Source organism: Streptomyces krungchingensis (assembly GCF_054729265.1).
Map to the genome: position 1 here is coordinate 3051539 of NZ_JBPUKY010000001.1, position 26077 is coordinate 3077615.

At 71.1% G+C, this 26077-nt stretch carries 22 protein-coding genes; 9 read left to right on the plus strand and 13 right to left on the minus strand.

What is annotated here, in order from left to right; genetic code table 11:
• Position 1: 1 nt before the first annotated feature.
• The 6 genes from ACSYGO_RS13635 (at position 2) to ACSYGO_RS13660 (ending at position 8363) form a co-directional block, all read left to right on the plus strand.
• Positions 2-1372, plus strand: a complete 1371-nt coding sequence (locus ACSYGO_RS13635) for an ABC transporter substrate-binding protein (protein WP_432174841.1) — start codon at positions 2-4, stop codon at positions 1370-1372.
• Complete coding sequence (locus ACSYGO_RS13640) at positions 1369-2307, plus strand: carbohydrate ABC transporter permease (protein WP_460386765.1); 939 nt, start codon at positions 1369-1371, stop codon at positions 2305-2307. Before ACSYGO_RS13635 ends, ACSYGO_RS13640 begins: the two co-directional genes overlap by 4 nt.
• Complete coding sequence (locus tag ACSYGO_RS13645) at positions 2304-3182, plus strand: carbohydrate ABC transporter permease (RefSeq protein WP_426676107.1); 879 nt, start codon at positions 2304-2306, stop codon at positions 3180-3182. The genes ACSYGO_RS13640 and ACSYGO_RS13645 overlap by 4 nt, the downstream gene beginning before the upstream one ends.
• Positions 3179-4168, plus strand: a complete 990-nt coding sequence (locus tag ACSYGO_RS13650) for a zinc-dependent alcohol dehydrogenase family protein (protein WP_460386766.1) — start codon at positions 3179-3181, stop codon at positions 4166-4168. Before ACSYGO_RS13645 ends, ACSYGO_RS13650 begins: the two co-directional genes overlap by 4 nt.
• Positions 4169-4296: 128 nt before the next feature.
• Positions 4297-5517, plus strand: a complete 1221-nt coding sequence (locus ACSYGO_RS13655; protein ID WP_460389711.1) for a TerD family protein — start codon at positions 4297-4299, stop codon at positions 5515-5517.
• Between the two features lie 218 nt (positions 5518-5735).
• Positions 5736-8363 carry an NACHT domain-containing protein gene (locus ACSYGO_RS13660; protein WP_435233425.1) on the plus strand — a complete coding sequence of 876 codons (2628 nt, stop codon included), beginning with the start codon at positions 5736-5738 and terminating at the stop codon, positions 8361-8363.
• On the opposite strand, the gene ACSYGO_RS13665 is transcribed toward ACSYGO_RS13660, so the two are convergent.
• Positions 8360-8926 carry a TetR/AcrR family transcriptional regulator gene (locus tag ACSYGO_RS13665; RefSeq protein ID WP_435226687.1) on the minus strand — a complete coding sequence of 189 codons (567 nt, stop codon included), beginning with the start codon at positions 8924-8926 and terminating at the stop codon, positions 8360-8362. The two genes, ACSYGO_RS13660 and ACSYGO_RS13665, sit on opposite strands and share 4 nt — an antisense overlap.
• 135 nt (positions 8927-9061) lie before the next feature.
• Here ACSYGO_RS13665 and ACSYGO_RS13670 point away from each other — a divergent pair, with 135 nt between their 5' ends.
• On the plus strand, positions 9062-10498 hold the full coding sequence (locus ACSYGO_RS13670) for an MFS transporter (protein ID WP_460386767.1): 1437 nt from the start codon (positions 9062-9064) through the stop codon (positions 10496-10498).
• Here the strand turns inward: ACSYGO_RS13670 and ACSYGO_RS13675 are convergent.
• From ACSYGO_RS13675 to ACSYGO_RS13695, 5 genes are all read right to left on the minus strand, one after another.
• Positions 10495-11511 carry a 1-aminocyclopropane-1-carboxylate deaminase gene (locus ACSYGO_RS13675; protein ID WP_460386768.1) on the minus strand — a complete coding sequence of 339 codons (1017 nt, stop codon included), beginning with the start codon at positions 11509-11511 and terminating at the stop codon, positions 10495-10497. The two genes, ACSYGO_RS13670 and ACSYGO_RS13675, sit on opposite strands and share 4 nt — an antisense overlap.
• Before the next feature lie 13 nt (positions 11512-11524).
• A complete protein-coding gene (locus ACSYGO_RS13680; RefSeq protein WP_432174844.1) occupies positions 11525-12178 on the minus strand; it encodes a GntR family transcriptional regulator in 654 nt (217 codons plus the stop codon).
• A 102-nt stretch (positions 12179-12280) separates the two neighbouring features.
• On the minus strand, positions 12281-13864 hold the full coding sequence (locus ACSYGO_RS13685; RefSeq protein ID WP_432189363.1) for a TROVE domain-containing protein: 1584 nt from the start codon (positions 13862-13864) through the stop codon (positions 12281-12283).
• 512 nt (positions 13865-14376) lie between these two features.
• Positions 14377-15828 carry an alkaline phosphatase PhoX gene (locus ACSYGO_RS13690; RefSeq protein WP_432174846.1) on the minus strand — a complete coding sequence of 484 codons (1452 nt, stop codon included), beginning with the start codon at positions 15826-15828 and terminating at the stop codon, positions 14377-14379.
• 340 nt (positions 15829-16168) lie between these two features.
• Positions 16169-17593, minus strand: a complete 1425-nt coding sequence (locus ACSYGO_RS13695) for a hypothetical protein (protein WP_460386769.1) — start codon at positions 17591-17593, stop codon at positions 16169-16171.
• Positions 17594-18010: 417 nt separating this feature from the next.
• Between ACSYGO_RS13695 and ACSYGO_RS13700 the strand changes: the two genes are divergently transcribed.
• Entirely contained in the window at positions 18011-19837 is a 1827-nt protein-coding gene (locus ACSYGO_RS13700; protein ID WP_460386770.1) for an endonuclease/exonuclease/phosphatase family protein, read from the plus strand.
• A 118-nt stretch (positions 19838-19955) separates the two neighbouring features.
• Here ACSYGO_RS13700 and ACSYGO_RS13705 read toward each other — a convergent pair whose 3' ends face one another.
• The 5 genes from ACSYGO_RS13705 to ACSYGO_RS13725 all read right to left on the minus strand — a co-directional run bounded on the left by ACSYGO_RS13705 (position 19956) and on the right by ACSYGO_RS13725 (position 23182).
• Positions 19956-20687, minus strand: a complete 732-nt coding sequence (locus ACSYGO_RS13705; RefSeq protein ID WP_432174848.1) for an SRPBCC family protein — start codon at positions 20685-20687, stop codon at positions 19956-19958.
• A gap of 12 nt (positions 20688-20699) precedes the next feature.
• A complete protein-coding gene (locus tag ACSYGO_RS13710; protein ID WP_460386771.1) occupies positions 20700-21422 on the minus strand; it encodes an ArsR/SmtB family transcription factor in 723 nt (240 codons plus the stop codon).
• Positions 21423-21579: 157 nt separating this feature from the next.
• A complete protein-coding gene (locus ACSYGO_RS13715) occupies positions 21580-22284 on the minus strand; it encodes an antibiotic biosynthesis monooxygenase (RefSeq protein ID WP_435226697.1) in 705 nt (234 codons plus the stop codon).
• An 89-nt stretch (positions 22285-22373) separates the two neighbouring features.
• Positions 22374-23051 carry a hypothetical protein gene (locus ACSYGO_RS13720; protein WP_426676093.1) on the minus strand — a complete coding sequence of 226 codons (678 nt, stop codon included), beginning with the start codon at positions 23049-23051 and terminating at the stop codon, positions 22374-22376.
• A complete protein-coding gene (locus ACSYGO_RS13725; RefSeq protein ID WP_432189369.1) occupies positions 23048-23182 on the minus strand; it encodes a hypothetical protein in 135 nt (44 codons plus the stop codon). Before ACSYGO_RS13725 ends, ACSYGO_RS13720 begins: the two co-directional genes overlap by 4 nt.
• Positions 23183-23375: 193 nt before the next feature.
• On the opposite strand from ACSYGO_RS13725, the gene dapA reads away from it, so the two are divergent.
• Entirely contained in the window at positions 23376-24326 is a 951-nt protein-coding gene (gene dapA / locus ACSYGO_RS13730) for a 4-hydroxy-tetrahydrodipicolinate synthase (protein WP_460386773.1), read from the plus strand.
• Here the strand turns inward: dapA and ACSYGO_RS13735 are convergent.
• Complete coding sequence (locus ACSYGO_RS13735; protein ID WP_460386775.1) at positions 24313-25515, minus strand: WD40 repeat domain-containing protein; 1203 nt, start codon at positions 25513-25515, stop codon at positions 24313-24315. The genes dapA and ACSYGO_RS13735 overlap by 14 nt on opposite strands.
• Positions 25512-26069: a SigE family RNA polymerase sigma factor gene (locus ACSYGO_RS13740; protein ID WP_460389712.1), complete on the minus strand. Its 558-nt coding sequence runs from the start codon at positions 26067-26069 to the stop codon at positions 25512-25514. Before ACSYGO_RS13740 ends, ACSYGO_RS13735 begins: the two co-directional genes overlap by 4 nt.
• Positions 26070-26077 lie beyond the last annotated feature (8 nt).

Below are 26077 nucleotides of genomic sequence, written 5' to 3' on the forward strand. Positions count from 1 at the left end.
CATGCGAATCCCGAGCCGACGGAGGCCGCGCGCGCTGCTCGCCGCGGTCGCCGCAGGGACGCTGCTCACCCCGCTGCTCTCCGGCTGCTGGACCGGAGCGGGCGGCGCGGGCTCCGGAGGCAACTCCATCAACGTCCTGATGGTCAACAACCCTCAGATGGTGGAGCTCCAGAAGCTCACCAAGGCGCACTTCACCGCGGAGACCGGCATCAAGGTGAACTTCACCGTGCTGCCGGAGAACGACGTGCGCGACAAGATCAGCCAGGACTTCGCCAACCAGGCGGGCCAGTACGACGTCGCCACGCTGAGCAACTACGAGATACCGATCTACGCCAGGAACGGCTGGCTGCACGAGATGGACTCGTACGTGCGCGACGACGGCGCGTACGACGAGCAGGACGTCCTGAAGCCGATGCGGCAGTCCCTGACGGCCGACGACGGCAAGCTCTACGGGCAGCCGTTCTACGGCGAGTCGTCCTTCCTGATGTACCGCAAGGACGTGTTCGCGAAGAAGGGGCTCACGATGCCCGCGCACCCCACCTGGGAACAGGTGGGCGAGCTGGCCGCACAGGCCGACGGCGCTGAGTCCGGCATGAAGGGCATCTGTCTGCGCGGCCTGCCCGGCTGGGGCGAACTGATGGCCCCCCTCACCACCGTCGTGAACACCTTCGGCGGCACCTGGTTCGACAAGGACTGGAAGGCGCGCCTCGACTCCCCCGAGTTCGAGAAGGCGACCAAGTTCTATGTGAACCTCGTCCGCGAGCACGGCGAGTCGGGCGCGGCCCAGTCCGGATTCGCCGAGTGCCTCAACAACATGACGCAGGGCAAGACCGCCATGTGGTACGACGCCACGTCGGCGGCCGGCCTGCTGGAGGCGGCCGACTCCCCGGTCAAGGGCAAGCTCGGCTACGTCCCGGCACCGGTCGAGAAGACCGACTCCTCCGGCTGGCTCTACACCTGGGCCTGGGGCATGCAGAAGGCCTCCCACAACTCGGACAAGGCCTGGAAGTTCATCTCCTGGGCGTCCGGCAAGCAGTACGAGCAACTGGTCGGGGACACCACCGGCTGGTCCAACGTCCCGGCGGGCAAGCGCGCCTCGACCTACACGAACGCCGCCTACCGCAAGGAGGCCGCCGCCTTCCAGGACATGACCCGCGAGGCCATCGAAGGGGCCCGGCCGCGCGACCCCGGGGTGCAGCCGCGTCCCGCGCCGGGCATCCAGTTCGTCGGCATCCCCGAGTTCACCGACCTCGGCACCAAGGTCTCGCAGGAGATCAGCGCGGCCATCGCCGGACACCAGTCCGTCGACTCGGCCCTGAGCAAGTCCCAGAAGCTCGCCGAGAAGATCTCCAAGGAGTACGAGGGACGATGACCGCCACGACGACGGCCCCCGTGGCCGCGACTCCCGTACGCACCCTGCGCAGGCCGTCCTCCCGGCTGCGCGCCTGGGCCACCCGCGCCCCGCTGCTGCCCGCCCTGATCTTCATGATCGCCGTGACCCAGCTGCCCTTCGTGGCCACGCTGGTGATCTCCTTCTTCGACTGGAACGCCCTCTACCCGAAGGCCCGGCACTTCACCGGCCTCGGCAACTACTCCGACGTCCTGACCGACGCCGACCTGCGCCACTCGGTCTGGACGACGATCGTGCTGACCGTCACCGTGGTGCTGGTCAGCCTGGTCGTGGGCCTCGGCCTCGCCCTGCTCCTGGACCGCAGGTTCCGGGGCCGCGGCGTCGTCCGCACCCTGTTGATCGCGCCCTTCCTGATGGTCCCGGTGGCGGCGGCACTGCTGTGGAAGCACGTGCTCTACAACCCCGAGTACGGCCTGCTCAACGGGCTCCTGCACATCGTGGGCGGCCCCCAGCCGGACTGGATCTCGGACACCCCGCTGCCGGCGGTCGAGGCCTCCCTGGTCTGGCAGTGGACGCCGTTCATGATGCTGATCCTGCTGGCCGGGCTGCAGAGCCGCGACCATCAGCAGATCGAGGCCGCGCGGGTGGACGGCGCGAGCGACTGGCAGATCTTCCGCCACCTCACCCTCCCCCACCTGCGCCGCTATCTCGAACTGGGCGCGCTCCTGGGGTCGATCTACATCGTGCAGAACTTCGACGCGGTCTTCACCCTCACCTCCGGCGGCCTGGGCACCGCGAACCTGCCCTACACCGTCTACCAGAGCTTCTACCAGGCCCACGAGAACGGCCTCGCGTCGGCCGCGGGCGTCCTGGTCGTCATCGGCTCGATCATCATCGCGACCTTCGCCCTGCGCGTGGTGTCGTCCCTGTTCCGCGAGGAGGCGTCCCGCGCATGAGCGCCACCGCCGTACCCGTACGATCCCGCCGCACCCGCGGTCCCCGCCGCACCGTCCGCGCCCGGGGTGCGGGCCTGGGCCTGGTGGCCTGGCTGGCCGGAGTCGTCTTCTTCCTGCCCATCGCGTGGATGGCCCTGACGTCCTTCCATTCGGAGCCGGACGCCGCGACCAACCCGCCCTCCCTGGGCGCCGCGCTCACCCTGGACGGCTACCGCGAGTTCTTCGGCACCGGAGGCGGTGCGAGCCCGTGGCCCGCGCTGGTCAACTCCACGGTGGCGTCGGTGGTCTCCACCCTCTGCGTCCTGCTGCTGGCCCTGCCGGCCGCGTACGCGCTGTCCATCCGGCCGGTGCGGAAGTGGACCGACGTCCTGTTCTTCTTCCTGTCGACGAAGATGCTGCCGGTGGTCGCGGGCCTCCTGCCGATCTACCTCTTCGCGAAGAACACCGGGATGCTGGACAACATCTGGCTCCTGGTCATCCTCTACACCTCCATGAACCTGCCGATCGCGGTGTGGATGATGCAGTCCTTCCTCGCCGAGGTGCCGGTCGCGGTGATCGAGGCCGCGCAGATCGACGGCGCCAGGCTGCCGACGATCCTGGCCCGTGTGGTCGCCCCGATCGCCCTGCCCGGCATCGCCGCGACGGCACTCATCTGCTTCATCTTCAGCTGGAACGAGCTGCTCTTCGCCCGGGTGCTCACGGGGGTGGTCGCGGAGACCGCGCCCGTCTTCCTGACCGGCTTCATCACCAGCCAGGGGCTGTTCCTGGCGAAGGTGTGCGCCGCGTCGCTCGTCATTTCCCTGCCGGTGCTCGCCGCGGGGTTCGCCGCCCAGGACAAGCTGGTCCAGGGCCTGTCGTTGGGAGCCGTGAAATGAAGGCCGCCGTCATCGAGTCCGTGGGCAAGGCCGTCGTCGCCGAGGTCCCGGACCCGACGCCAGGCCCCCGCGAGGTCGTCGTCGAGGTCGCCGCCTGCGGCCTGTGCGGCACCGACCTGCACATCCTCCAGGGCGAGTTCGCGCCCGAACTGCCCATCGTGCCCGGCCACGAGTTCGCGGGCGAGGTGGTCGGTGTGGGCAACCAGGTCACGGAACTCGCGGTCGGCGACCGGGTGGCGGTGGACCCCTCCCTGTACTGCTACGAGTGCCGGTACTGCCGCACGGGCCACAACAACCTGTGCGAGCGGTGGGCGGCGATCGGCGTCACGACGGCGGGCGGCGCCGCCCAGTACGCGGTGGCCCCCGTGGCCAACTGCGTGAAGCTGCCCGAGCACGTCCGCACCGAGGACGCCGCCCTCGTCGAGCCGCTCTCCTGCGCGGTCCGCGGCTACGACGTGCTGAACGCCCGTCTCGGTGCCCATGTGCTCGTCTACGGCTCCGGCACGATGGGCCTGATGATGCTGGAGCTCGCCAAGCGCACGGGCGCGGCGAGCGTGGACGTGGTGGACGTGAACCCGCAACGGCTGGCCACGGCCCGACAGCTCGGCGTGTCGGCGGCCGCGGCGGGGGCCGACGAACTGGACCGCCCGCAGGGCTGGGACGTGGTGATCGACGCGACGGGCAACGCGGCGGCGATCCAGGACGGCCTGGACCGGGTGGCGAAGGCGGGCACCTTCCTCCAGTTCGGCGTGGCCGACTACGCGACCCGGGTCACCATCGACCCCTACCGCATCTACAACCAGGAGATCACCATCACCGGGTCGATGGCGGTGCTGCACAGCTTCGAACGGGCCGCGGAACTGTTCGCCACGGGGGTGCTCGACCCGGACGTGTTCATCAGCGACCGGCTGCCGCTGACGAGCTACCCGCAGGCGCTGGAGCAGTTCGCGAAGGGAGTGGGGCGCAAGATCGTCGTGGTCCCGTAGCCGCTGTCGACGGGACCGAGGGACTTGCGAGACCGACGGGACGGATGGGACGGACGGGGCCGCTCGAATCATTCCTTGGGTAAGGGAACGGTAAAGCGGCCCCGCTCGTTATCCCCGGCATGACAGCTATGACCCCCGGCTCGAACATCCCTCTCCCCGTCTCCCGCGTGACGGTGGACGTCACCGCCCCGGTGCGGCTCGACGTTTCGGGCCTGCTGCTCACCGCCGACGGCAAGGTGCGCTCCGACGACGACTTCATCTTCTACAACCAGCCCGCGGGCCCCGGTGTGACCTACCGCTCCGGTGGCGGCACCGCCCCGGACGCGATCACGGTCGACACGACCGCGGTCCCCCCGGGCATCGAGAAGATCGTCGTCACGGCCAGCCCGGACGCGGCGGGCCAGACCTTCCAGGGCATCGAGCCCACCGCCACCGTGCGCAATGCGGACGACAACGCGGTCCTGGCCACCTTCACCCCGCCCCGCCTGGGCACGGAGACGGCCCTGGTGGTCATGGAGATCTACCTGCGCAACGGCGCCTGGAAGGCCCGGGCGGTCGGCCAGGGCTATGCGAACGGCCTGGCGGGCATCGCCACCGACTTCGGCGTGAGCGTGGAGGAGCCGGCACCGGCACCGGCCCCCGCGCAGCCCCTCGCCGCGCCGCCCGCGCCGCCCGTCGCCCCGCCGGCCCCGCCGCTGGACCCGCGGACGGCCGCCGTCCCGCCCGCCCCGGCCGCTCCCCCGGCTCCGCCCGCCGCCGCGCCCGGCACCGGGAAGATCAATCTCGACAAGGGCCGGGTCAGCCTCCAGAAGAACCAGACCGTCTCCCTGGTCAAGGGCGGCCGTCCGCTCCTCTCCCAGGTGAAGATGGGCCTCGGCTGGGAGCCCGCGTACCGCGGCAAGGACATCGACCTGGACGCCTCGGTCATCGCGTACGGCCCCCAGCGCAACCACATCGACAGCTGCTACTTCGGCAAGCTCTCCATCGTGAACGGCGCGATCAAGCACTCCGGCGACAACCTCACGGGCGAGGGCGGGGGCGACGACGAGGTGATCGTCGTGGACCTCGGCCGCCTGCCCCAGGAGGTCACCGGCCTGGTCTTCACGGTGAACTCCTTCTCCGGCCAGAAGTTCACCGAGGTCGCCAAGGCCTACTGCCGTCTCCTCGACGCCGCCACCGGCGAGGAACTGGTCCGCTTCGACCTCACCAACGCCGAGGCCCAGACCGGCGTCATGATGGCCAAGCTGATCAAGCAGTTCTCCGGCGAGTGGGAGATGACGGCCATGGGCGACTTCGTCAAGTCCCGCACGGTCCGCGGCATGGTGAAGCCGGCGGCCCAGGCGCTCTGACCCCCTTCCGGCCACGCCCGCGAAGGCAGCGCAAGGGCACATCCGGGAACACAAGTCGCAGACGGCGGTGGTGACTTCGGGTCACCACCGCCGTGCTTCACATCCCGGACGGTTCGTCCTGCGCAATGCCCTTTCTTGTCCTAGTCTGCTTCAGTCCGTGCGCTCCACGGAGTCACCACCGTGGTGACAACCGCCGCAGGCACCGGACGGGGGGGTAGATGGATCCCGCTGCCATTGGCGCGCGTCTCGCGTCAAGCGTTGTCGCACCGCTGATCAGGAAACTGTTCGTGGCGGAGGGACCCGGAGCGGGGCTGATCGACAGACCGGTACGCATCTCCGGCCTCGTCTCGTTCACCGGCGAGAAGCGCGTCCTGTCCGAAGTCGACCTGCACAAGATCGCCAAGGAGCTGGTCGGACGCGCGGCGCAGTCGACAGGCGTGGCGGAGCGACTCCCCTCGTACGAACTGCGGGCCGTAGCCCACGCGGTCGCCGATTCACTGCGCGCCATGGACAGCATCGACATGGACGACGTGCAGGCCGTCCAACTCGGCCACACGGCGCTGGCGCAGCATCTGCGGGCGCAGAGCCCGTCCGCCACGCTCGGCCTGTCGAGCGACGCGGTCTACCTCTATCTGAGTGTGCTCGACACGGCCTGTCTGCATATCGTGCACTTCTTCACCCAGAGGTCGGCCTTCGTCGCCCGCACCCTGGTGGAGCAGAGCCGGCGGATCGACGAACTGTCTGCCAAGATCGATGTCTTGATCGCGCGGACCCCGTCGCCCGCCGACGCCCCGTTCGAGGAACGCTACGCCCAGTACATCGCAGCCAAGCACGGCAAACTCACCATCTTCGGCCTCGATCTGTCCGAGTCACCAGGCACCTGGCCGTTGGATGCCGCGTATCTGAGCCTGGACGCGGTGGGTGATACGACAAACCCGATGCTCCTCCCCGCCGACCAAGTGCTCGCGGGCCGCAACCGGGTCCTGCTGCGCGGGGTGGCCGGTTCCGGCAAGACGACGCTGGTGCAGTGGCTGGCCGTGTCCACCGCACAGAAGGACCTCGACGAACGACTGCTGTACCTGTACGGACTCGTGCCCTTCGTCCTGCCACTGCGCACGCTGACCCGGGGCGGTCAGGCCCTGCCCACACCCGACGAGTTCCTGTCCGAGGTGGGCTGCCCGATCGCGAGCCTCCAGCCGACGGGGTGGTTCGACCGCGTGCTGCGGTCGGGGCGCGGCCTCATCCTCGTCGACGGTATCGACGAGATTCCGGAGAACGAACGCCAAGAAGCGCGCCGCTGGCTCCAGGACCTGGTCGGCTCCTACCCCAGCAACCGGTGGCTGGTCACGTCGAGGCCGTCGGCGGTGCGCGAAGACTGGCTGGTCGGGGACGATTTCGCCGAGCTGGACCTGGCCTCGATGAGCCGGGACAACGTGATCGAGTTCGTCAAACGCTGGCACAAGGCCGCCGGTACCGGCGACCAGTACGCACAGGACCTGCTGCGTGCGATCCGCGCGAAACAGGATCTGGGGCGGCTCGCCACCAACCCCCTGATGTGCGCGCTGATCTGCGCCCTGCATCAGGATCGACGCGGCTATCTGCCTGACGGCCGCAAGGAGATCTACGACGCCGCCCTGTCCATGCTGCTGGCCCGTCGCGACCGTGAGCGGGGAATCTACAAGCCCGGCACCATCCGCATCGGCGAGGCCCATCACGTCCAGCTGATCCAGAAACTGGCGTACTGGATGATCCGCAACGGGCGATCGGAGATGGACAGGTCCGATGCTGTCCGCCTTCTGGCGCACGCCTTGCCGTCGATGCCGCAGATCGCCGGGCAGGGCACCGCCGACGACATCTACCGCCACCTGCTGATCCGCAGTGGCCTGCTGCGCGAGCCGACCGAGGGCTCTATGGACTTCATCCACCGCACTTTCCAGGACTACCTGGGTGCCAAGGCCGCAGTGGAGGACCTTGACTTCGATTTCCTGATCCAGCATGCCCATCTCGACCAGTGGGAGGACGTCATCCGGATGTCGGTCGCCCACGCGAGGATGTCGGAGCGCGCGCGTCTGCTCACCGGGCTCGTGGAGCGCGGCGACGGCTCGGAGAGGGAGGGCCGCCGGCTGCATCTGCTGGCCGCGGCCTGTCTGGAGCACGCGACGGAGCTGGACCCGGCGGTACGGGCCGAGGTGCAGCGACGCGCGGCGGACCTGATCCCGCCTCAGTCGGCTGAACAGGCGCGCGCCCTCGCCGACGTCGGCCCGGTGGTCCTGGATCTGCTTCCCGGACCGGAGGGACTGACACCGGACGAGGCGTACTTCACCGTTCTGACTGCTACACGGATCGGCACGGACCCTGCGATCCCCGTGCTGGCCGCGTACGGGGAGCTGCTCGACATCCGGGTCCGCGCCGAACTGGCCCGGGTCTGGAGCCGGTTCGACTGCGACCGCTACGGTGAGGAGGTCATCGCGCGCCTGAGTGACGAGTACCTGTACTTTCCCGTCTCCAGCCCGGCCGAACTGCGGGCACTGCGGAGCTTCGGCGGACGGCCCCACATCAAGATCTCGGGCCCGTTCACCCCGGAGGCGTTCCTGCGCGCGTGCGATCCGGGCAGTCTCCGCGACCTGTGGGTGGAGGTCGATCCGGGGTGCACCTGGGAGTGGCTGAGCGAGTTCCCCCGACTGACCACCGTGTTCTTCGAGGTGCCGGTCTCCGGCACGGAGACACTTCCACGATCCGTACGAGTCCTCGACGAACCGCTCGGTCCGCCACCCGAATCGTCGGCAGCGGGCGACGGTGGCGCGCAGCCGTGGGGCAGTCGGCCGCGTCCGGCTTCGGGGCTCTAGGGACGCAGCCCCTCCGTCAGCAGGGACAGGTAGCGCCGGATGTGCTTGCCCTCGCCGTTCGCCAGTTCCGACGCCGTGGCGACGCCGTGGGCCAGGCGCAGGATGTCGATCGGCTCCACGTCGGCGCGCAGGGTGCCCTCCCGCTGGGCCGCGCCGACCAGGCGGGCCGCGGCCCCTTTCACCGAGTTGCCGCAGGCCGTGACCACGGCGGAGCTGCCGTCGGTGACCGCCGATCCGAGGAGCGCCTTGAGGCCGCGGACCTGGATCATGCCTTCGCTCAGCTCGTTCAGCCACTCCACCAGCGCCGCGCCGGGCGGGAGTCCGGCGGCGAGAGCGTCGGCGCGGGCCGCGATCTCCTCGATGCGGTCGACGTACACGGCCTCCAACAGCGCCTGCCGGTTGGGGAAGTGCCGGTACAGCGTCCCGGACCCGACGCCGGCGCGTTTGGCGATGTCGTCGAGGGACGCGCCCTCCCCGTGCTCGGCGAAGGCGAGCGCGGCCTCCTCCAGGAGTCGCTCGTAGTTCCGCCGCGCGTCCGCCCGCATCGGCTTGACCTGCGCCATTCAGATACTCCTTGCCAACCGGGGACCGTCTCCGTATCTTAACGAGGACTAAACGGAGACAGTCCCCGCTTACCTTCGCGGGCGGTCGGTGCTGCCCGCACGCATCCGTCGGGGACAAGAGACAGGGAGCATCCCATGTCCACCCCGTCCGCACCGCCCACCACAGCCGACGCACCCTCCGCGTCGTCCGGAACCGCCGGGCTCGGCCCCGCCCTGCTCGTCATCGTCACCGCGTATCTGATGGTCGGCGTCGACTCCACCGTCGTCAACGTCGCCCTGCCCGACATCCAGACGGACCTGCGCTTCACCCCGACCGGCCTGTCCTGGGTCCTGAACGCCTACACCCTCGCCTTCGGCGGTCTGCTCCTCCTCGGCGGCCGGGTCGGCGACATCGCGGGACGCCGCCGCACACTCACCACCGGCGTACTCCTCTTCGCCGCCTCCTCGCTGCTCGGCGGACTCGCCACCGAGAGCGGCTGGCTGCTCGCCGCCCGCGCGCTGCAGGGCGTCGGCGCCGCCCTCATCGCCCCGAGCACCCTCGCCCTGATCACCACGAACTTCCCGGACGGCCCCCGCCGCCACCACGCCCTCGGCGTCTACTCCTCCATGGCCGGCATCGGCGCCTCGGTCGGGCTGGTCCTCGGCGGCATGCTCACCTCCTGGGCTTCCTGGCGCTGGGCCCTGCTCATCAATGTGCCCATCGGCCTCGCGGTGGCCCTCGCCCTCCCCCGCTTCGCGGCCGAGACCCCGCGCCACGCGGGCCGCTTCGACGCGGCGGGAGCGCTCACCGGCACGGCCGGGTCGACCTCCCTCGTCTACGCGTTCATCCAGGTGTCGGACCAGGGCTGGAGCGACCCGCAGGCGCAGCTCGGCTTCGGCGCCGCGGCGGCCCTGCTCACGGGCTTCGCCCTGATCGAGTCGCGCGCGCAGCAGCCGATCATGCCGCTGCGCCTGTTCGCCGACCGCGACCGGGCGGGCGGTTACGCGGGCGTCCTGCTGCTGCCCGCGGGCATGTTCGGCGCGTTCTACTTCCTCACCCTGTTCAGCCAGCGGGTGCTGGAGTACAGCCCGCTGCGCGCGGGCTTCGCCTTCCTGCCCATGACGCTGGCGATGTTCACGACCGTGCGGTGCGTGCCGCGGCTGCTCCAGCGCCTCGGTGCCAAGCCGGTACTGCTCACCGGTATGGCCCTGCTCGTCGCCGCCGGAGCCTGGCTGTGGCGGCTGGCACCGGGCGACGGCTACCTGGCGGGGCTGCTCGGCCCGCTGCTGCTGCTCGGCGTGGGTGTCGGCCTGAGCTTCATGCCCCTGAACGCGACCATCCTCGCGCGCGTCGAACCCCACGAGGCGGGTGCCGCCTCCGGCCTGCTCCAGACCCTTCAATGGCTCGGCGGCACCCTCGGGCTCTCCGTCCTGGTCACGGTGTTCGGCACGACGACACGGCACACGACCGGCTCCCCGGCCGAGATCCTCACCGCGGGCGCGGCCCGCGCGTTCGGCATCGGCTCGCTGATCGCGCTGGCCGCGCTGCTGGTGTCGGCGGTCGTGATCAAGGGACGGCGGCGCGCCGTCTAGAAGAGCGCGCTGTACGCGTTCAGGGCCGGCTGTCCGCCGAGGTGGGCGTAGAGCACGGCGGAGTCCCGGTCCAGCTCGCCGCGCGCGACGAGGTCGATCATCCCGGCCATCGACTTCCCTTCGTACACAGGGTCGGTGACCATGCCCTCGGTCCGCGCGGCGAGCCGCATCGCCTCCAGCGTCGTCTCGTCGGGGATCCCGTACGTGCCCGCGTGGTAGCGCTCGTCGAGCTCGACGTCCGCCTCGGTGAGCTCCCTCCGTACGCCGATGAGCCGGGCGGTGTCGCGCGCGATCCTCGCGATCTGTTCCCTGGTGCGGGCGGGCTCTGCCGACGCGTCGATCCCGAGGACACGCCGCGGCCTTCCGCCCGCCTCCTCCAGGGCGGCGAACCCGGCGATCATGCCCGCCTGGGTCGACCCGGTCACCGAGCACACCACCACGGTGTCGAAGAAGGTCCCCAGCTCCCGCTCCTGTTCCGCGACCTCGTACGCCCAGTTCGCGAAGCCGAGCCCGCCGAGCCGGTGGTCCGAGGCGCCGGCGGGGATGGCGTACGGCTTGCCGCCCGACTCCTCGACCTCGCGCAGTGCCTGCTCCCAGCTCTCCTTGAAGCCGATCCCGAACCCGGCCCGCACGAGCCGCACGTCGGCACCGGCGAGCCGGCTGATCAGGATGTTGCCGACCTTGTCGTACACGGAGTCCGGCCACTCCACCCAACTCTCCTGGACCAGCACGCACTTGAGTCCGGCGCGGGCGGCGCAGGCGGCGACCTGGCGGGTGTGGTTGGACTGCACTCCGCCGATCGAGACGAGCGTGTCGCAGCCCTCGGCCAGCGCGTCGGCGACGAGGTACTCCAGCTTGCGGGTCTTGTTCCCGCCGTACGCGACACCGGAGTTGCAGTCCTCCCGCTTGGCCCACAGCTCGGCCCCGCCGAGATGCCCGGTCAGCCGCTCCAGCCGGTGCACCGGGGAAGGGCCGAAGAGCAGCGGATAACGGGCGTACGAGGAAAGGGACATGGGGCCTCCCGGATCAGTGGGTGTCTTCGTCGGCGAGCTCCTCCAGGCCCCGCCAGATCTCCGCCGTCACACGGACCGCGCCCTCCGTGTCGCCGGCCGCGCAGGCTTCGATCAGTCGCTCGTGCAGTCCCGCCGAGCGGCAGCTGCCGCCCTCGCCGAAGCGCCGGCGCTCCAGACGGCGGATGAGCGGGGTGTAGCGGGTGACGGTGGCGGCCGCGGCACGGTTGCCGCTCACCCGGACGAGGACGTCGTGCAGTGCGTCGTCGGCGCCCAGGGCCGCGTCCACGTCGCCCGCGCGCACCGCGGCGGCGAACCGGTCGTTGGCCGCGCGCATGGCGTCCACGTCGGTGTCCCGCAGCCTGGGCACGGCGACCCGGGTCACCAGCTCGTGCATGGCGCCGACCACCGCCGCCGCGTCCCGCACGTCGGCGGCCACGACCGGGGTCACCCGTGTGTAGCTTTGCGGCTTGGTCTCCAGCAGGCCTTCGTCGACCAGCCGCGCGAAGGCCTCCCGCACGGGGGCCCGGGACAGTCCGAGCCGCTCGGCGAGTTCGGCGTCGCGCACCACCGCGCCCGGCTCGATCTCCCCGGCCACGATGGCGTCGCGGATCGCTTCGTAGGCGCGGTCCCTGAGCAGGGTCCGCCGCACGGGTCGCAAGGCCTCCATGAACTGAAATGTTAGATGTCAATCCGCCGGGCCGACAAGAGCGGGGCCCGCACCGATGTGCGGACCCCGCTCCCCTCATGCCTCAGGCAGGCACCCCCGCCGTCACACCGCCCACGGCCAGTCGGCGTCCCGCGCGCTCTCCAGCAGCGGCACCATCCGGAAGGCCGCGTCCGACAGACCTCCGAAGGTGTGCCGGCCGGGGCGCCCGGAGGGGCCGTGACCCGGCCGGTATCCGGCGAGGTTCCAGGTGTAGACCGGCACGTCCGCCGGTACCTGCTCGGTCGGGTCGCCGTAGTGGCTGTACGCGGCCTGCTCGTCGGTGACGATCAGGACCCGGTCGTGCTTCCTGTAGTGCTTGCGCACCGCCCCGCTCGTGTCGGTGCCGCCGAGGTCGCCGAAACGCTCCAGCACCTTGAGCACCGACTCGCCCCTGCGGTACTTCACCCGGCCGCTCGTGGTGCCGAACTCGACCAGATCCGCGTCGGCCGCCCGCAGCGCGAGCGCCGTACCGAAGATCGCCGCCGCGTCGGCCCGGTTGAGCTCCGAACGGTCGGACATCCGCGAGTAGAACATCGATCCCGAGCGGTCCACGAGCACCAGCGTCCGGCCCGGCAGCGCGGGCACGTTGGCCAGCGAGTGACCGAGCGCCCGCTCCAGCGGGTACGACCAGCGCAGCGAGGGCGCGTGCCGGTACGCGGCGAGGTAGCGGAACGGGAACTGCCGCGAACGCGCCACCTCTGCCGGGTCGCTGATCCGCGCGGCGACCTGCTCGGCCACCTCGTCGGACACACCGGCCTCGTCGAAGTTGCGCAGATTGCGCACCAGCGCCATCACACCCATGGACGGGATCACGGCCTCCCAGGCCGCCTTGTCCATCGGCCCCTGGAGCCAGCCGGCCAGCGCCTCCCACGTGATGCCCGCGGCCGCGAGCCGCTCGGCACCGTCGGGCGCCGTCACGACGGCACGCCGCTCGGCGACGGGCAGCGCCATCAGCGCGCGATGCGCGCTCAGCACACGGTCCGACGCGGGCGGCACCGCCGCGTCCGGGTGGTGCCGCCGGTCCAGCGCGTAGCGGAACAGCTCGCCCTGCCACGGCTTGTCCGGGTCCGGCGCCGCGTGCACCAGGTTGAGGATGTCGCCGAAGCGGTAGCCCTTGGACGCCGTGTCGTACTTCAGCAGCGACTTGCCGCTGTAGAGACGGCGTACGGCATCGGCGACACCGCGCTTCACGGGCTTCGGCACGTTGCGGCCGTAGGTGGCGGTCCAGTAGGCGAGCAGCTCGCCCGGCTCGTCCGGCCGGCGCAGCACGGAGGCCACGACCTGGCGGTTCGAGGGGCCGTCGGTGGCGCCCGCGTCCAGCCGTGCCTTCACGTACTCGGCGGCACCCACGATCGAGGCGGTCCGCAGATTGCCCTCGCCGCGCAGCCAGCCGAGCAGACCGGCGGTCCACGACGGGTCGGCGACCGCGAGGTCACGGACGAGCGCGGCGAAGCGGTCGTCACGGTCGGCGCCGGTCTCGTAGAAGGTCTGCTGGGACACGAAGTTGGCGACGGCGAGCAAGAAAAGCTCGGAGCGCGCGTCACGCTCCTGACCGCGCCCGCCCTCGTACGTGCGGAGCACGCGTCCCGTGGACGTCACGCGGGAGGTGGGCCGCGCTCGGGCCGCCTTGGTGTTGAATCGCGCCATGATGAATTCCCCCGAATTCGTTGCTGTTTCGGAGGGAGGCGCAGCAAAAGGAAGGTGACCGAGATCGGGATCGGCGACGGGCTATAACCTGGCGCGTCTGCCATTTCCGCCACACCGGCACTGAACCGGTGACGGGACTCGAACCCGCACCAATTTCTTGACCAGGTCCCTGAAGTATCCGCTGCCTGCGCACCGGGCACCCACCTTGTGCTGCGCCTCCCGAGATCAGGTCGGCGGCGGCTCTGGATTCTTTTGAGAGAAGAAGTAGCCGCAGCCCGCGCACCGGGAGGTGCATGAAGTTGTGGTGTCCAGAGATCGAGGTCGGCGGAACCGACAAGGTGCTCTGACCCCTGAGCTACACCGGCGCGTCGTACCGGTGGCGGGACTCGAACCCGCGGCCGCCCCATTATGAGTGGAAGTAGGTCCTGCCTTCGCACCTGGACGTGCATCACTTTAGGAGGACGGCCGCGGGCCGGGCGAGCGAATTAATGCGTGCTGTCGTCCGAGGGAGTTCAGCCGCGCTTCTGGCGCTTCCAGGGGCCGGTGATGGCGAGCATGATGCCCGGGTCCTGGATGTTGGCGAAGAGGGTGCTGCCGTCGGGGGAGAAGGTGACGCCGGTGAACTCGCTGTACTCGGGCTCCTCCTCGCTGCCGATGTTCAGTTCGTTGCGGGCGATCGGGTACGTACGGCCGCTGTCCGTGGCGCCGAAGAGGTGCTGGATGCCCTCGCCGTCCTCGGCGATGACGAGGCCGCCGTACGGGGAGACGGTGATGTTGTCGGGGCCGTCGAAGGCGCCGTCGACCGACGGGTCGGGGTTGACGCCGATGAGGACCTTCAGCGTCAGGGTGCGGCGCTTGGGGTCGTAGAACCAGACGGCGCCGTCGTGCTGGACGGGGCTCTCGCCGCGGGCGTACGAGGAGACGATGTAGACGCCGCCGTCGCCCCACCACATGCCTTCGAGCTTGCGGGCGCGGGTGACCTGGCCGTCGGTGAACTGCTTGCGCACGGAGGTGGTCTTCGCATCACGGTCGGGCACGTCCACCCAGTCCACGCCGTAGACGGTGCCGATCTTCGTGGCGCGGGACAGGTCGTCGACGAACTTGCCGCCGGAGTCGAAGCACTTGAAGGCCTGGAGCGAGCCGGCGTCGTCGGCGAGGGTGGCGAGCTGCCCGTGGCCGTGCTCGAAGCCCTGCGGCGGGGTCCAGCGGTAGAGGAGGCCGTTCGGGCCCGCGGCGTCCTCGGTGAGGTAGAGGCGGCCGCGCTTGGGGTCGACGACGACGGCCTCGTGGGCGTAGCGGCCCAGCGCCTTGATCGGCTTGGGGCCGCGGTTGCGGCGGCGGTCCACGGGGTCGACCTCGAAGACGTACCCGTGGTCCTTGGTCATGCCGTTCTGGCCGGCCTTGTCCTCGGTCTCCTCGCAGGTGAGCCAGGTGCCCCAAGGGGTGTTTCCGCCGGCGCAGTTGGTGGAGGTGCCCGCGATGCCGACCCACTCGGCGACCTTGTCGTGCCGTACCTCGACGACCGTGCAGCCGCCGGACGCCGCCGGGTCGTAGACCAGGCCCTCGGTGAGCGGAACGGGGTGCGGCCAGTCGGCGCGGGGGCCCTTGAGCTCGTGGTTGTTGACGAGGAGGGTGGCGCCGCGCGGACCGCGGAAGGTGGACGTGCCGTCGTGGTTGGAGGGCGTGAATTCGCCGGACTCCAGCTTGGTCCTGCCGCTGTAGGTGATCACGCGGTAAGAGAACCCGGCGGGCAGGGCGAGCAGGCCGTCGGGGTCGGGGAGCAGCGGACCGTAGCCGACGCCGCCGTGCTTCGCCCCCGAAGCCTCGCCCGCGCCGTCGGTGTCCGTCTCCGTGGAGGCGAGGGCGTTCGGAGCGGTGGCCAGCGCGCCTACGCTGCCGGCCAGGGCGACTCCGGCACCGGTGATCGCGGATCGTCTGGCGAAGTCCCTGCGGGTGAGCGACATGTGGTGTCTCCTGTGACGGTGGAGGGGGACTGTCGTGGGGGGCGGGGGCGACCTCGGTTGCGGCCACACGCTCCCGCCCGCGCCTGAACGGGAGTTGAACACCGGCCGACTTCACCGGTCCCGCTTCCATGAATCCACCGGAACCCGGACTCCGGTCGCACTGGATCGCGTGGACGGGGAACTCCTCCGTGATGACCGGCGCCGCGGGCCTACGGGCACCGGCTCACCCCACGACGGCGCCCGGGCCGGGCGCCGTCGGGCGACGACTGCGCCGGGCGCAGCACGCCGGCGCATCCTCGACGGGGTCGCGCCCGGCGTACCGCGCATGCCGCGCGTGCCGCTAATTGCCCTGCTGCGAACGCGCCTTGAACGCGGCCTTGCGGGCCTCCTTGGCGACCTTCTTGTCGGGGTGCAGGCGCCCCATGGCCTCCAGGACCTCCGCGGTAGCCGGATGGTCGACCCGCCACGCGGTGGCGAAGAAGCCGCTGTGCTGCTGGGCCAGCCCCTCCACGAGGGCCTGGAGTTCAGCGGAGTTGCCCTCGGCGGCGAGCTGGGCCGCCACCGTGTCGACGGTGAGCCAGAAGACCATCGCCTCGGACGGCGGGGGCACGTCGGGCGCACCGTGTTCGGAGAGCCAGACCCGGGCGAGGCCTCCGAGCTCCGGGTCGTCGAGGACGTCCCGCAGCGCGGGTTCGGCCTCCAGGCCGACCAGGGAGAGCGCCTGCTGACAGCGCAGCCGCCGCAGCGGCCCACCGGCGTCGCCGCCACGGGCCGCGGCGAGCAACTCGTGTGCGGCGGGCAGCGGTTCGCGGCGGGCGAGCCACTGCTCGGTCTCGGCCTGCGCCGCCGTCGGCGGGAACACGGCCGTCCCGTCCAGCAGCGCGTCCGCCCCCTTGTCGGCGAGGTCGCCCACCGCGGGGGCGTCGAGGCCCGCTTCGAGGAGCCGGGCGCGCATCCCGTACAGGCCGAGCGGGGTCAGCCGGACCATCCCGTACCGGGACACGTCCGCGTCGTCGGCGTCGGCGGCCGCGTCGTCGGCGTCCGCCATGAGCGCCTCGTCGACGGGCTGGAAGTCGACCAGCCCGGCGGGCTCCAGCAGCCGGAACTGGTCGTCGAGCCGCATCATCGCGTCCGACACCTGTTCCAGGACGTCGTTGCTGGGTTCTCCCATGTCGTCGGGCACGATCACCGACGCGGCGAGCGCGGGCAGCGGCACCGTCCCGTCGCCGGCCCCGTCGTCGCCCACGGTGAGCAGGTACAGGTTGCCGAGCACCCCGTCGAGGAACTCGGCCTCCGCCTCGGGGTCCCAGTCCAGGGAGGAGAGGTCGAGTTCGCCGCTCTCCCCCATCGCGTCGACCAGGTCGTCGAGGTCGGGCACGCTCGCGTCGGCGAGCACCGTGTCGAGCAGGGCGAGCCACACGCCGAGGACGTCCTGCGGGGCGCCGGAGGTGAGGAGGGCGAGGTCCTCGCCCGGACCGACGGTGCCCTCCTCCTCGTCCACGATCTCGACGAGCCCGGTGTCGACGGCCATCCCCCAGGCCGCGGCGGCGAAGGCCTCCGCGTCGTCCCCGGAGAGCCCGAGGAGGGCGGCGGCCTCGGGCAGCTGCTCCTCGACGAGCTCGCCCCCCGCGCCGACCCGTGTGTCCGGACCCGCCCAGCGGGCCAGCCGGGCGGCGCGGGAGAGCAGCGGGGTGGCGAGCGCGTCCCGCGCCAGCTGCGCTTCGGAGTGCAGCCGCACCGGCGGCAGGGGGGAGCTGTCTGACATCGGCTGGGTTCTCCTCCGAACAACCAGGACAAGCAGGGCAATCGTAAAAGCAGCGGCGAGCAGTGACAAGAATCGGCAGAGCGCCCGAAAACGGGCGTCGAGCGTCTCCCTGTCACCGCACCGGACCCGAGGAGGTGTCCCCGGACGCGAGGGTCCGAGGGCCGCCGGGGAATCCGTGCCGACCGCTCAGCCTAGACGGATTTCCACCCATGCCGCCTGGTTCATGTCCCCGACAACCCCCGTACACCACGGAAACCTTGACAACTCCCCCCGCCACACACGAGATTGACGCGCGTAGAAGTCGAACGGGTCAGCGATCCGTCGACTTCTACGCGCGTCACCGGCCCGCACACAGGACGCGTTGACCACAGCTCCACCCTCGTCCCGGCGCTCACGTACGTCCCCGGAGGGATTCCCTTGCCGAGCAGGAGAACCGCGCGCACAGGCGCGCTGACCGTCGCCGCGGTCTGTTCCACCCTTTCCGCCGTGGTGCTCACCACGCCCGCTCACGCGGACACCGTCCACATCCACGACATCCAGGGAACCACCCGGATCTCCCCGCTCGCGGGCCAGAAGGTCACGGACGTGGCCGGCATCGTCACCGGTGTGCGCACCTACGGCTCGTCCAAGGGTTTCTGGATCCAGGACCCCACCCCGGACGACAACCCGGCGACCAGTGAGGGCGTGTTCGTCTTCACCAGCTCCACCCCGAAGGTCGCGGTCGGCGACTCGGTCACGGTGACGGGCACGGTCTCGGAGTACGTCCCGGGCGGTGCCTCCAGCGGCAACCAGTCGCTGACGGAGATCACCAAGCCGACGGTGACCGTCGTCTCCAGCGGCAACGCCGTCCCGGCCGCGACGGTCGTCGACGCCCGGTCCGTGCCGGACGCCTACGCGCCCGCGGGCGACACCGCCGCGAGCGGTTCGATCAACGCTCTGACCCTGGAGCCGGCGAAGTACGCCCTGGACTACTACGAGTCCCTCGAGGGCATGAACGTCCAGGTCAGCGACGCCCGCGTGGTCACCGCCACCGACCCGTACAGCGAGCTGTGGGTCACGGTGAAGCCGCGCGAGCACGCCAACCAGCGGGGCGGCTCGGTGTACGGCTCGTACACCTCGCAGAACACGGGCCGGATCCAGATCCAGTCCCTGGGCTCGACGGCCGACTTCCCGGTCGCGAACGTGGGCGACGAGCTCGCCGGCGACACCGCGGGCCCGCTCGACTTCAACCAGTTCGGCGGCTACACGCTCGTCGCCGGGCAGCTCGGCACCCTGGAGCAGGGCGGCCTGGAGCGCGAGACGACGAAGAAGCAGGCGCGCGGCGAGCTGGCGGTCGCGACCTACAACGTCGAGAACCTCGACCCGGGCGACGCCACCTTCGCCGCCCACGCGTCCGCGATCGTGAACAACCTCCGGTCGCCCGACATCGTGTCCCTGGAGGAGATCCAGGACAACAACGGCGCGACGGACGACGGCACGGTCGCGGCCGACCAGACGGTGAACAAGCTGATCGACGCGATCGTCGCGGCGGGCGGCCCCAAGTACGACTGGCGCTCCATAGATCCGGTCAACGACCAGGACGGCGGCGAGCCCGGCGGCAACATCCGCCAGGTCTTCCTCTTCAACCCCGAGCGGGTGTCCTTCACCGACCGCGCGGGCGGCGACTCGACGACCGCGGTGGGCGTCACCAAGGTGCACGGCAAGGCGCAGCTGACCGCGTCCCCGGGCCGGATCGCCCCCGCAGACACGGCGTGGAAGAGCAGCCGCAAGCCGCTCGCGGGCGAGTTCGTCTTCCGCGGCAGGACCGTCTTCGTGATCGCCAACCACCTCAACTCCAAGGGTGGCGACCAGGGTCTGACCTCGCAGTACCAGCCGCCGGTACGCAGCTCGGAGACCCAGCGCCACGCGCAGGCGACCCTGGTGAACACCTTCGTGGACGAGATCCTGAAGACGCAGAAGAACGCGGACGTCATCGCCCTCGGCGACATGAACGACTTCGAGTTCTCGGACACCGTGAAGATCCTGGAGGGTGACGGCGAGCTCTGGTCGGCGATCAAGTCGCTGCCGAAGAGCGAGCGTTACACCTACGACTACCAGGGCAACAGCCAGGTCCTCGACCAGATCCTGGTCAGCCCCGCGATCCGTCGGGACTGCGACTTCGAGTACGACAGCGTGCACATCAACTCGGAGTTCCACGACCAGATCAGCGACCACGACCCGCAGGTGCTGCGGTTCAGGCCGTAGTCCGGCGCGGGCAGGAGCCCGGCCCCGTCGTCCGGGGGGCCGGGCTCCTGCCCTGTCCGCTCGCGGTGGCGACACCGCGGCACGGGCCGGTTCCCCGCGGGGGGCCGGCCCGGCGCGTCTACGGGGTGTCGAACACTCCGTTCAGCCAGCCCTGCCAGGCGGCTTCGTCACGCCCGGCGTCGGCGTCCGCCGCGAAGTCGTGGACGCTGATGCCGACCGGCGCGCCCCAGTGGTTGCGCCCGAAGAAGCGGATGAGGGCGTCGTCGGTGCGCAGGCCGATGAAGTACGGGTTGCGGTAGTCGACCACCGCGTCCAGGGTCCGGCCGCCGGGCCCCCGGGCGGCCACCTTGGCCCCCTCGGCCGTGTCGTCGGACAGTCCCAGGGCCCGGCCCACGACGGTGAACGCGTCGGACGCCTGCGAGGCCTCGGGCCCGTTGAGCGTCGTGAACGCGACCGGGCGGGGCGCGAAGTGCGTGAGGTACTGGCGCAGGGTGTGCAGATAGAAGTCGGTGTGCTTGCTCGCGCCGTCGTACTGGTTGTCCCAGTCGTCGGTGAAGATCCCGCTGTGCACGTAGCGCACCCAGGCCCGGCGGCCCTCGTCGCGCGGCTCGATGGTGTTGTCCAGCTGGTTGAGGCTCTGGGTGGGGAACCCGACGTCCTCGCTGCGGGAGGTCAGCCGGTGCGGCGGGTCCCAGTTGGTGAGGGTGGACCCGAAGGGGCCGACGCGACGCTCGCCGTCGAACTCCATGGGCCACAGCCAGCCCCCGGTACCGGTGGTGAGGGCGTCCCACACCTGTTCGGGCGTGGCGTCGACCTCGTACTCGCGGGCGATCTCGAATTCCTTGGACATGGGGGCTCCTGCTCAGTGGGTCTCGGGGTCGTTCTCGGGGGTGGGCCGGCCGGTGTCGGCGGCCTCGGCGATCGCGGTCCGCGCGCCGGCCGCCTCCGTCACGGCCTTCTGCGTCGCCGTGGGGTCCGTCGTGGCGGCGCCGGTCCCGGCGGGGTCCTTGACCGTCGGATGGAGGGCGACGACGATCCGGTGGTCCCGTCCGCCGTCGGCGCCGGGAGCGTCGTACTTGCGGATCAGGGCGCTCACTCCGGCGGTCAGCTCCTGGACGAAGGCCGCGCGGTCGGCGGCCGAGGCGAAGCGGACCTCGCCGTCCAGCGCGTAGGTCGCCAGCCGTTTGCGGGCCTTCGCCGCGCCGGTGACCAGTGAGCCGACGTCCCGGACCAGCCGGGCGCCGAGGGCGAGCAGCCAGCGGGCGGAGAGCTGGTCGCGGAAGCGGTCCGGATCGGGCTGCACGGCGGACAGGGCGAGGGGGGAGATGACGTACGAGGCGGCGGTGGCGCGCATGAGCCGCTCGGTGACGTTGCCCTTGCGGCGCTCCCCCGCCAGCTCGACCAGGCCGTGCCGCTCCAGCGCCTTGAGGTGGTAGTTCACCTTCTGCCGGGGCAGCCCGACCTTGCCGGCCAGCATGGCGGCCGACGCGGGCCCGGCGGCCAGCTCGGCCAGCAGCCGGGCCCGTACGGGGTCCAGCGAGACGGCGGCGGCCTCTGCGTCCTCGATCACGGTCACGTCCAACATGACTCCACCGTCTCACCGAAAACTTTTTTTGTCCAGACGGATGAAGTGTTCGGTGAGTCGGGGCGATGGCCGTCGCCTCGGAGGCGAGCCGTGGGCCTGCGGCGGCGCTCCTCTCGCGCACGGCGGCCGGGCGCGCCGCGGGCCGGCGACGCGGGGGTCAGTCCGGTACGAGCCCGAAGAGGTGCTCGTACCGGGTGACCGTGCTGCTCTTCAGCCCCGGCCAGGTCTGGACCCGCTCCCACAGGGCCGTCGTGGAGCCGATCCCGTCGCCGGGCGCGGCAAGGGCCTCGATGTGGGCCTCGGCGCTCTCCCATTCGGCGTAGTTGAGGACCCGGGTGCCGTCGGTGCCGAGGTGGAAGTGGGCGCCGATGCCGCCGGGATGCGGGTTCGGCTCGCCCTCCAGCGCTTCGAGGACGGCGTCGACCCAGGCACGCTGCCGCCCGGGGTCCGGGCTCTCGAACTCCACGTCGACGATCACGACGCAGCCGGGGACACGTCCGCCGCGGTCCGCCGGACCGACGCTGCGGTAGCGCCGGAAACGGCCGGGCCCCAGCCGCTCGATGCCGGGGACGGCGGTGTCGATCTCGTCGGCGCGCTCCTGGCGGTGCGTCTTCACGAAGGCCTCGTGGGCCTGTTCGCTCGTCCACTGCGCGTAGTGCAGCAGGCCGGCGGCGTCGTGCGCCGCGTACACATGACGGCCGAGCAGGCCGTCGGCGGGCCAGGGGCGGCGCTGCCAAGTCCGGGCGACGGCTTCCGCCGCCTGCTGCCGGCGCAGCGGTGTGCCCAGCCTCCAGACGCTGAAGAAGGGCGCGCCGACGCGCGGGTCGGCGGGATCGGGGTGGGTGTCGGTACGACGGGTCATACGTGCCTCCGGTGGTCGGCCGTCACGGACGTACCGACCACCCTTCGACCTCGACCGTGGTCGAGGTCAACCCCGTCCCGGCGACCCCCTCACTCCTCTCCGCCGGACGGCCGGTCGTCGAGCCGGGTCAGCTGCGTCTGGAACCAGTCGAGCCTGGCCTGCAACAGAGCTGCCTCCGCGACGAGTTCGGGGACACCGAGCCCCTCGGGCAGGTCCGTGGCGGGCTGCACACCGCGGCCCGCCACCACCCGCAGTCCGTCCCCGGCCAGCCGGGCGAACGCGGCGAGCGACACGGACGTACGCCCGCGCACACAGCCCGCGCACGCCGCCGCGAGCGCGCGCCGACCGGGCCTCCCCCAGCCGGCGTCGGCGAGGGCACCGGCCACGGCGCCGCACGCGCACGGGCCGACGGTCGCCGTCCGTACCCGCTGACGGGCGTACCGGAAACCCCGCTCGAAGCGGATGTAGGCACCCAGGACGGCGACTTCGAGAAGCACGGCCGCCCGGTGCTCGGCAGTGCACAACAGGGCCTCGGCGGTTGCCCGGTCGTGCACGCAGTGGAAGCCGCAGTCGCAGCGGCGGTGCGGTGCCCGGTGCCGCCGTCCGTAGACGCAGCGCGCCTCGTCCAGCACTCCGTACGGCAGCGCACCGCCCAGCGACACACCGGTGAACCCGGCCCGGGTGCCGTCCTGGGACAGCATCGGGTGGGCGATCTTGTATCCGGTCGGCGGCTCCGTCGGGCGTTCCTCGGGGAGCCGCAGCCTCATCGGCCGGCCGTGACCTCTTCGGGCACGGACGTCTCCGGCTCCTCGACCGCCTCGGGCACTCGAAGTCCGTCGTCCCGCGTCCGGTCCTCTTCTTCCGCGACTCCGGTGGCGAGTGCCTTGCCCAGCCTCATGACGCCTCCCGCGATCTGCTGACGACTGTCGTCCCGGCCATAGTGACCCACAACAGGGCGAGTTGGCACCAGGGCCTCCGCCCCTCGCGGGCGCACGCCCGGCGGACGGAGCCGGAACCCCTTAGCATCTGTTGCATGTACTTCGTAGAAGAATTAAGTGGAGCTTCACGGTCGAGGTGCCGAGACTACTGTCATGACCACTGCCACGACCGACTCCACGGCGCCGGCACCGGCGCACGCCGCACCGTTCGGCCGCGCCCTGTGCGCCATGATCACGCCCTTCACCGAGAGCGGCGCGCTCGACCTCGACGGTGCCCAGCTGCTCGCCGACCGGCTGGTCACCGAGGGCTGCGAGGGGCTGGTGCTGTCCGGCACCACCGGTGAATCCCCGACCACGACGGACGCGGAGAAGGCCTCCCTGGTGCGGGCGGTGCGGGAGGCGGTGGGCGACCGGGCGGCGCTCGTGGCGGGCGTGGGCACCGCCGACACGCGGCACACGGTCGAACTGTCGCTCCAGGCCGAAAAGGCGGGAGCGGACGGCCTGTTGGTGGTCTCCCCCTACTACAGCAGGCCGCCGCAGGAGGCGCTGGAGGCCCACTTCCTGGACATCGCGGACGCCGTCGGGCTGCCCCTCGCGCTGTACGACATCCCGGGACGCACCGGCACCCGCATCGAGCCGGACACCATGATCCGGCTCGCCCGGCACCCGAGGATCGTGGCGGTCAAGGACTGCGCGTACGACCTGCTGGGCACCCAGAAGGTGCTGGCCCGCACCGAGCTGGCGTACTACGCGGGCTGCGACGAGTACGTCCTCGCGCTGTACGCGATCGGCGCGGCCGGGTACGTCAGCACCGTGGCCAATGTGGTGCCTCGTCAGTTCCGTTCCATCGTCGACGCGTTCGACGCCGGGGACACCGCCGGGGCCGCTCAGGGCCAGCGGCAGGTGCTCCCGCTGGTGGAGTCGATGATGTCCGCCGGTCTGCCCGGAGCGGTCACGGCGAAGGCGTTGCTCAACTCGCTCGGGCTGCCCGCCGGTCCGGTGCGGGCGCCGCTGCGGCCCGCCGGCCGGGAGGCGGTCGACGGGCTGCTGGCGGTTCACCGGGAGGCGAGCGGTGCGGGCGGAACGGCGGTCAGCGGGCGCTGAACAGGGGCTCCCAGGAGCCCATTTCGTTCATCATCTGCGGCCCGTAGGCGGTCAGCGGTACGACCTTGGACGAGCCGAGGGTGAGCAGGGCGAGCCGGTGGGGATGGTCGCCGTGCCGGCTGTTCTCGAAGACGATGAGCCTCTTGTTGTCGGCCCAGGCCAGAAGCGCCATGTAGTCGGACACCTTGGGCACGTCCTTGCCGGTCGTCATGTCCCGCACTCCCGACGGATGGACCAGGAACTTCTTGTCGGGTGAGTATCCGGCCAGGTCGAGCTCGAACTTCCTCTCGTTCACGGGCGTGGCCACGCTCCTGCCCGAAAGATCGTGGTACTGGCGGTGGGGCTGGGTGACGATGTGCTCGTAGAGCAGGGTGCTGTCGGCGCTGAAGCTGAAGTCCCAGCGGCCGCCCTGCGAGCGTCCCCACTCGTCCTTCCAGTCCGGCGCCCGGTGCCATTCCGTACGCCCGGAGGCCACGTCGATGATGCTGAAACCGGTGCGGCAGGCCACGCCCTGCAGCATCCAGCCCTTCTCGCCGCCGGGTCCGCTGGTCTCGATCCGGTGGCTCCAGTAGCGCCGGTCCGGATCACTGGAGTACGTCGTCGCGACGATCTTCCTGCCGTCGGGCGAGAGCGCGACACCGGCGACGCCCTGCGGGACCGGGATCCAGCGGCGGATCTCACCGGTCGTCAGGTCGAGCAGTCCGACGCGCCGGGCGGGGAGCGTGCGTTCCAGCACGGCCGCGGTCCGTGAGCTCGGCGCGGTGTCGATGACGGACCACCGGGTGTCCTTCACATACCGCCCGGTCTTCCGGTCCAGCCGTTGGTAGGTGCGGGTGAGGACCTCGTCCTTGTCCGGCTGCTTCACCAGCGACTGGACGCTGAACGCGGCGAGCACGGTGCCGCCCGCGGCGACCATGTCGCGCGGCGGATACTGATCGGGCCGGGCGACGATGTCAGCGCTCCGGTCGACCGGGCCCGCCGGACGCACGTCCTGCCCGCCGCCGTCGAGCCGCGGGACGCCCACCGTCACGGCGATGGCCGCCACGGTCGCCAGCGCGGCGCCGGCGATCGTACGAGCCCTGCGGCGCCGGCGGACGGCGAGCACACGGTCGGCGAATCCCGGCGGAGTGCGCGGATCGTCCTCGGCCTGCTCCCGGAACGTGTCGCGGATCAGTTCTTCGACGTTCACCGGTGTACCTCCACGGGCGAGAAGTCACGGGACGGCGGCTGCGGCTCGCGCCCCTGGCCGAGCGCGGCCAGTTCGGGAGCGAGTCTCCGCAGCCGGGCGAGCGAGCGATGGGTCGTGGAGCGCACGGTTCCGACGGAGCAGCCGAGGAGCCGGGCCACATCGGCCTCGGGCAGGTCCTCGAAGTAGCGCAGCACCAGCACGGTGCGCTGCCGTGCGGTCAGCCGGGCCAGTGCCCCGCGCATCACGACGCGCAGCTCGGCGGCGGAGGAGAGGTCCGCGCCGGGCGCGGTCTCGGGCAGCTCCGCGACGCTCAGTTCGCGTCGCGGCCACTTCAGCCGCCACCGGCCCACCTGCTGCCGGTACAGGATCTGCCGTACGTACGCCTCGGGTTCGTCGATCTGGTGCCAGCGTCCGGCGGCCTTGATCAGGGCGTTCTGCAGCAGGTCCTCGGCCGCGTGCCGGTCGCCGCCGCTGAGCAGCACCGCGGTCTTCAGCAGAGCCGACGACCGGTTGGCCACGAACTGTCGAAAGCTCTCCTGCGCCTCGGCATCCATCGTCACCT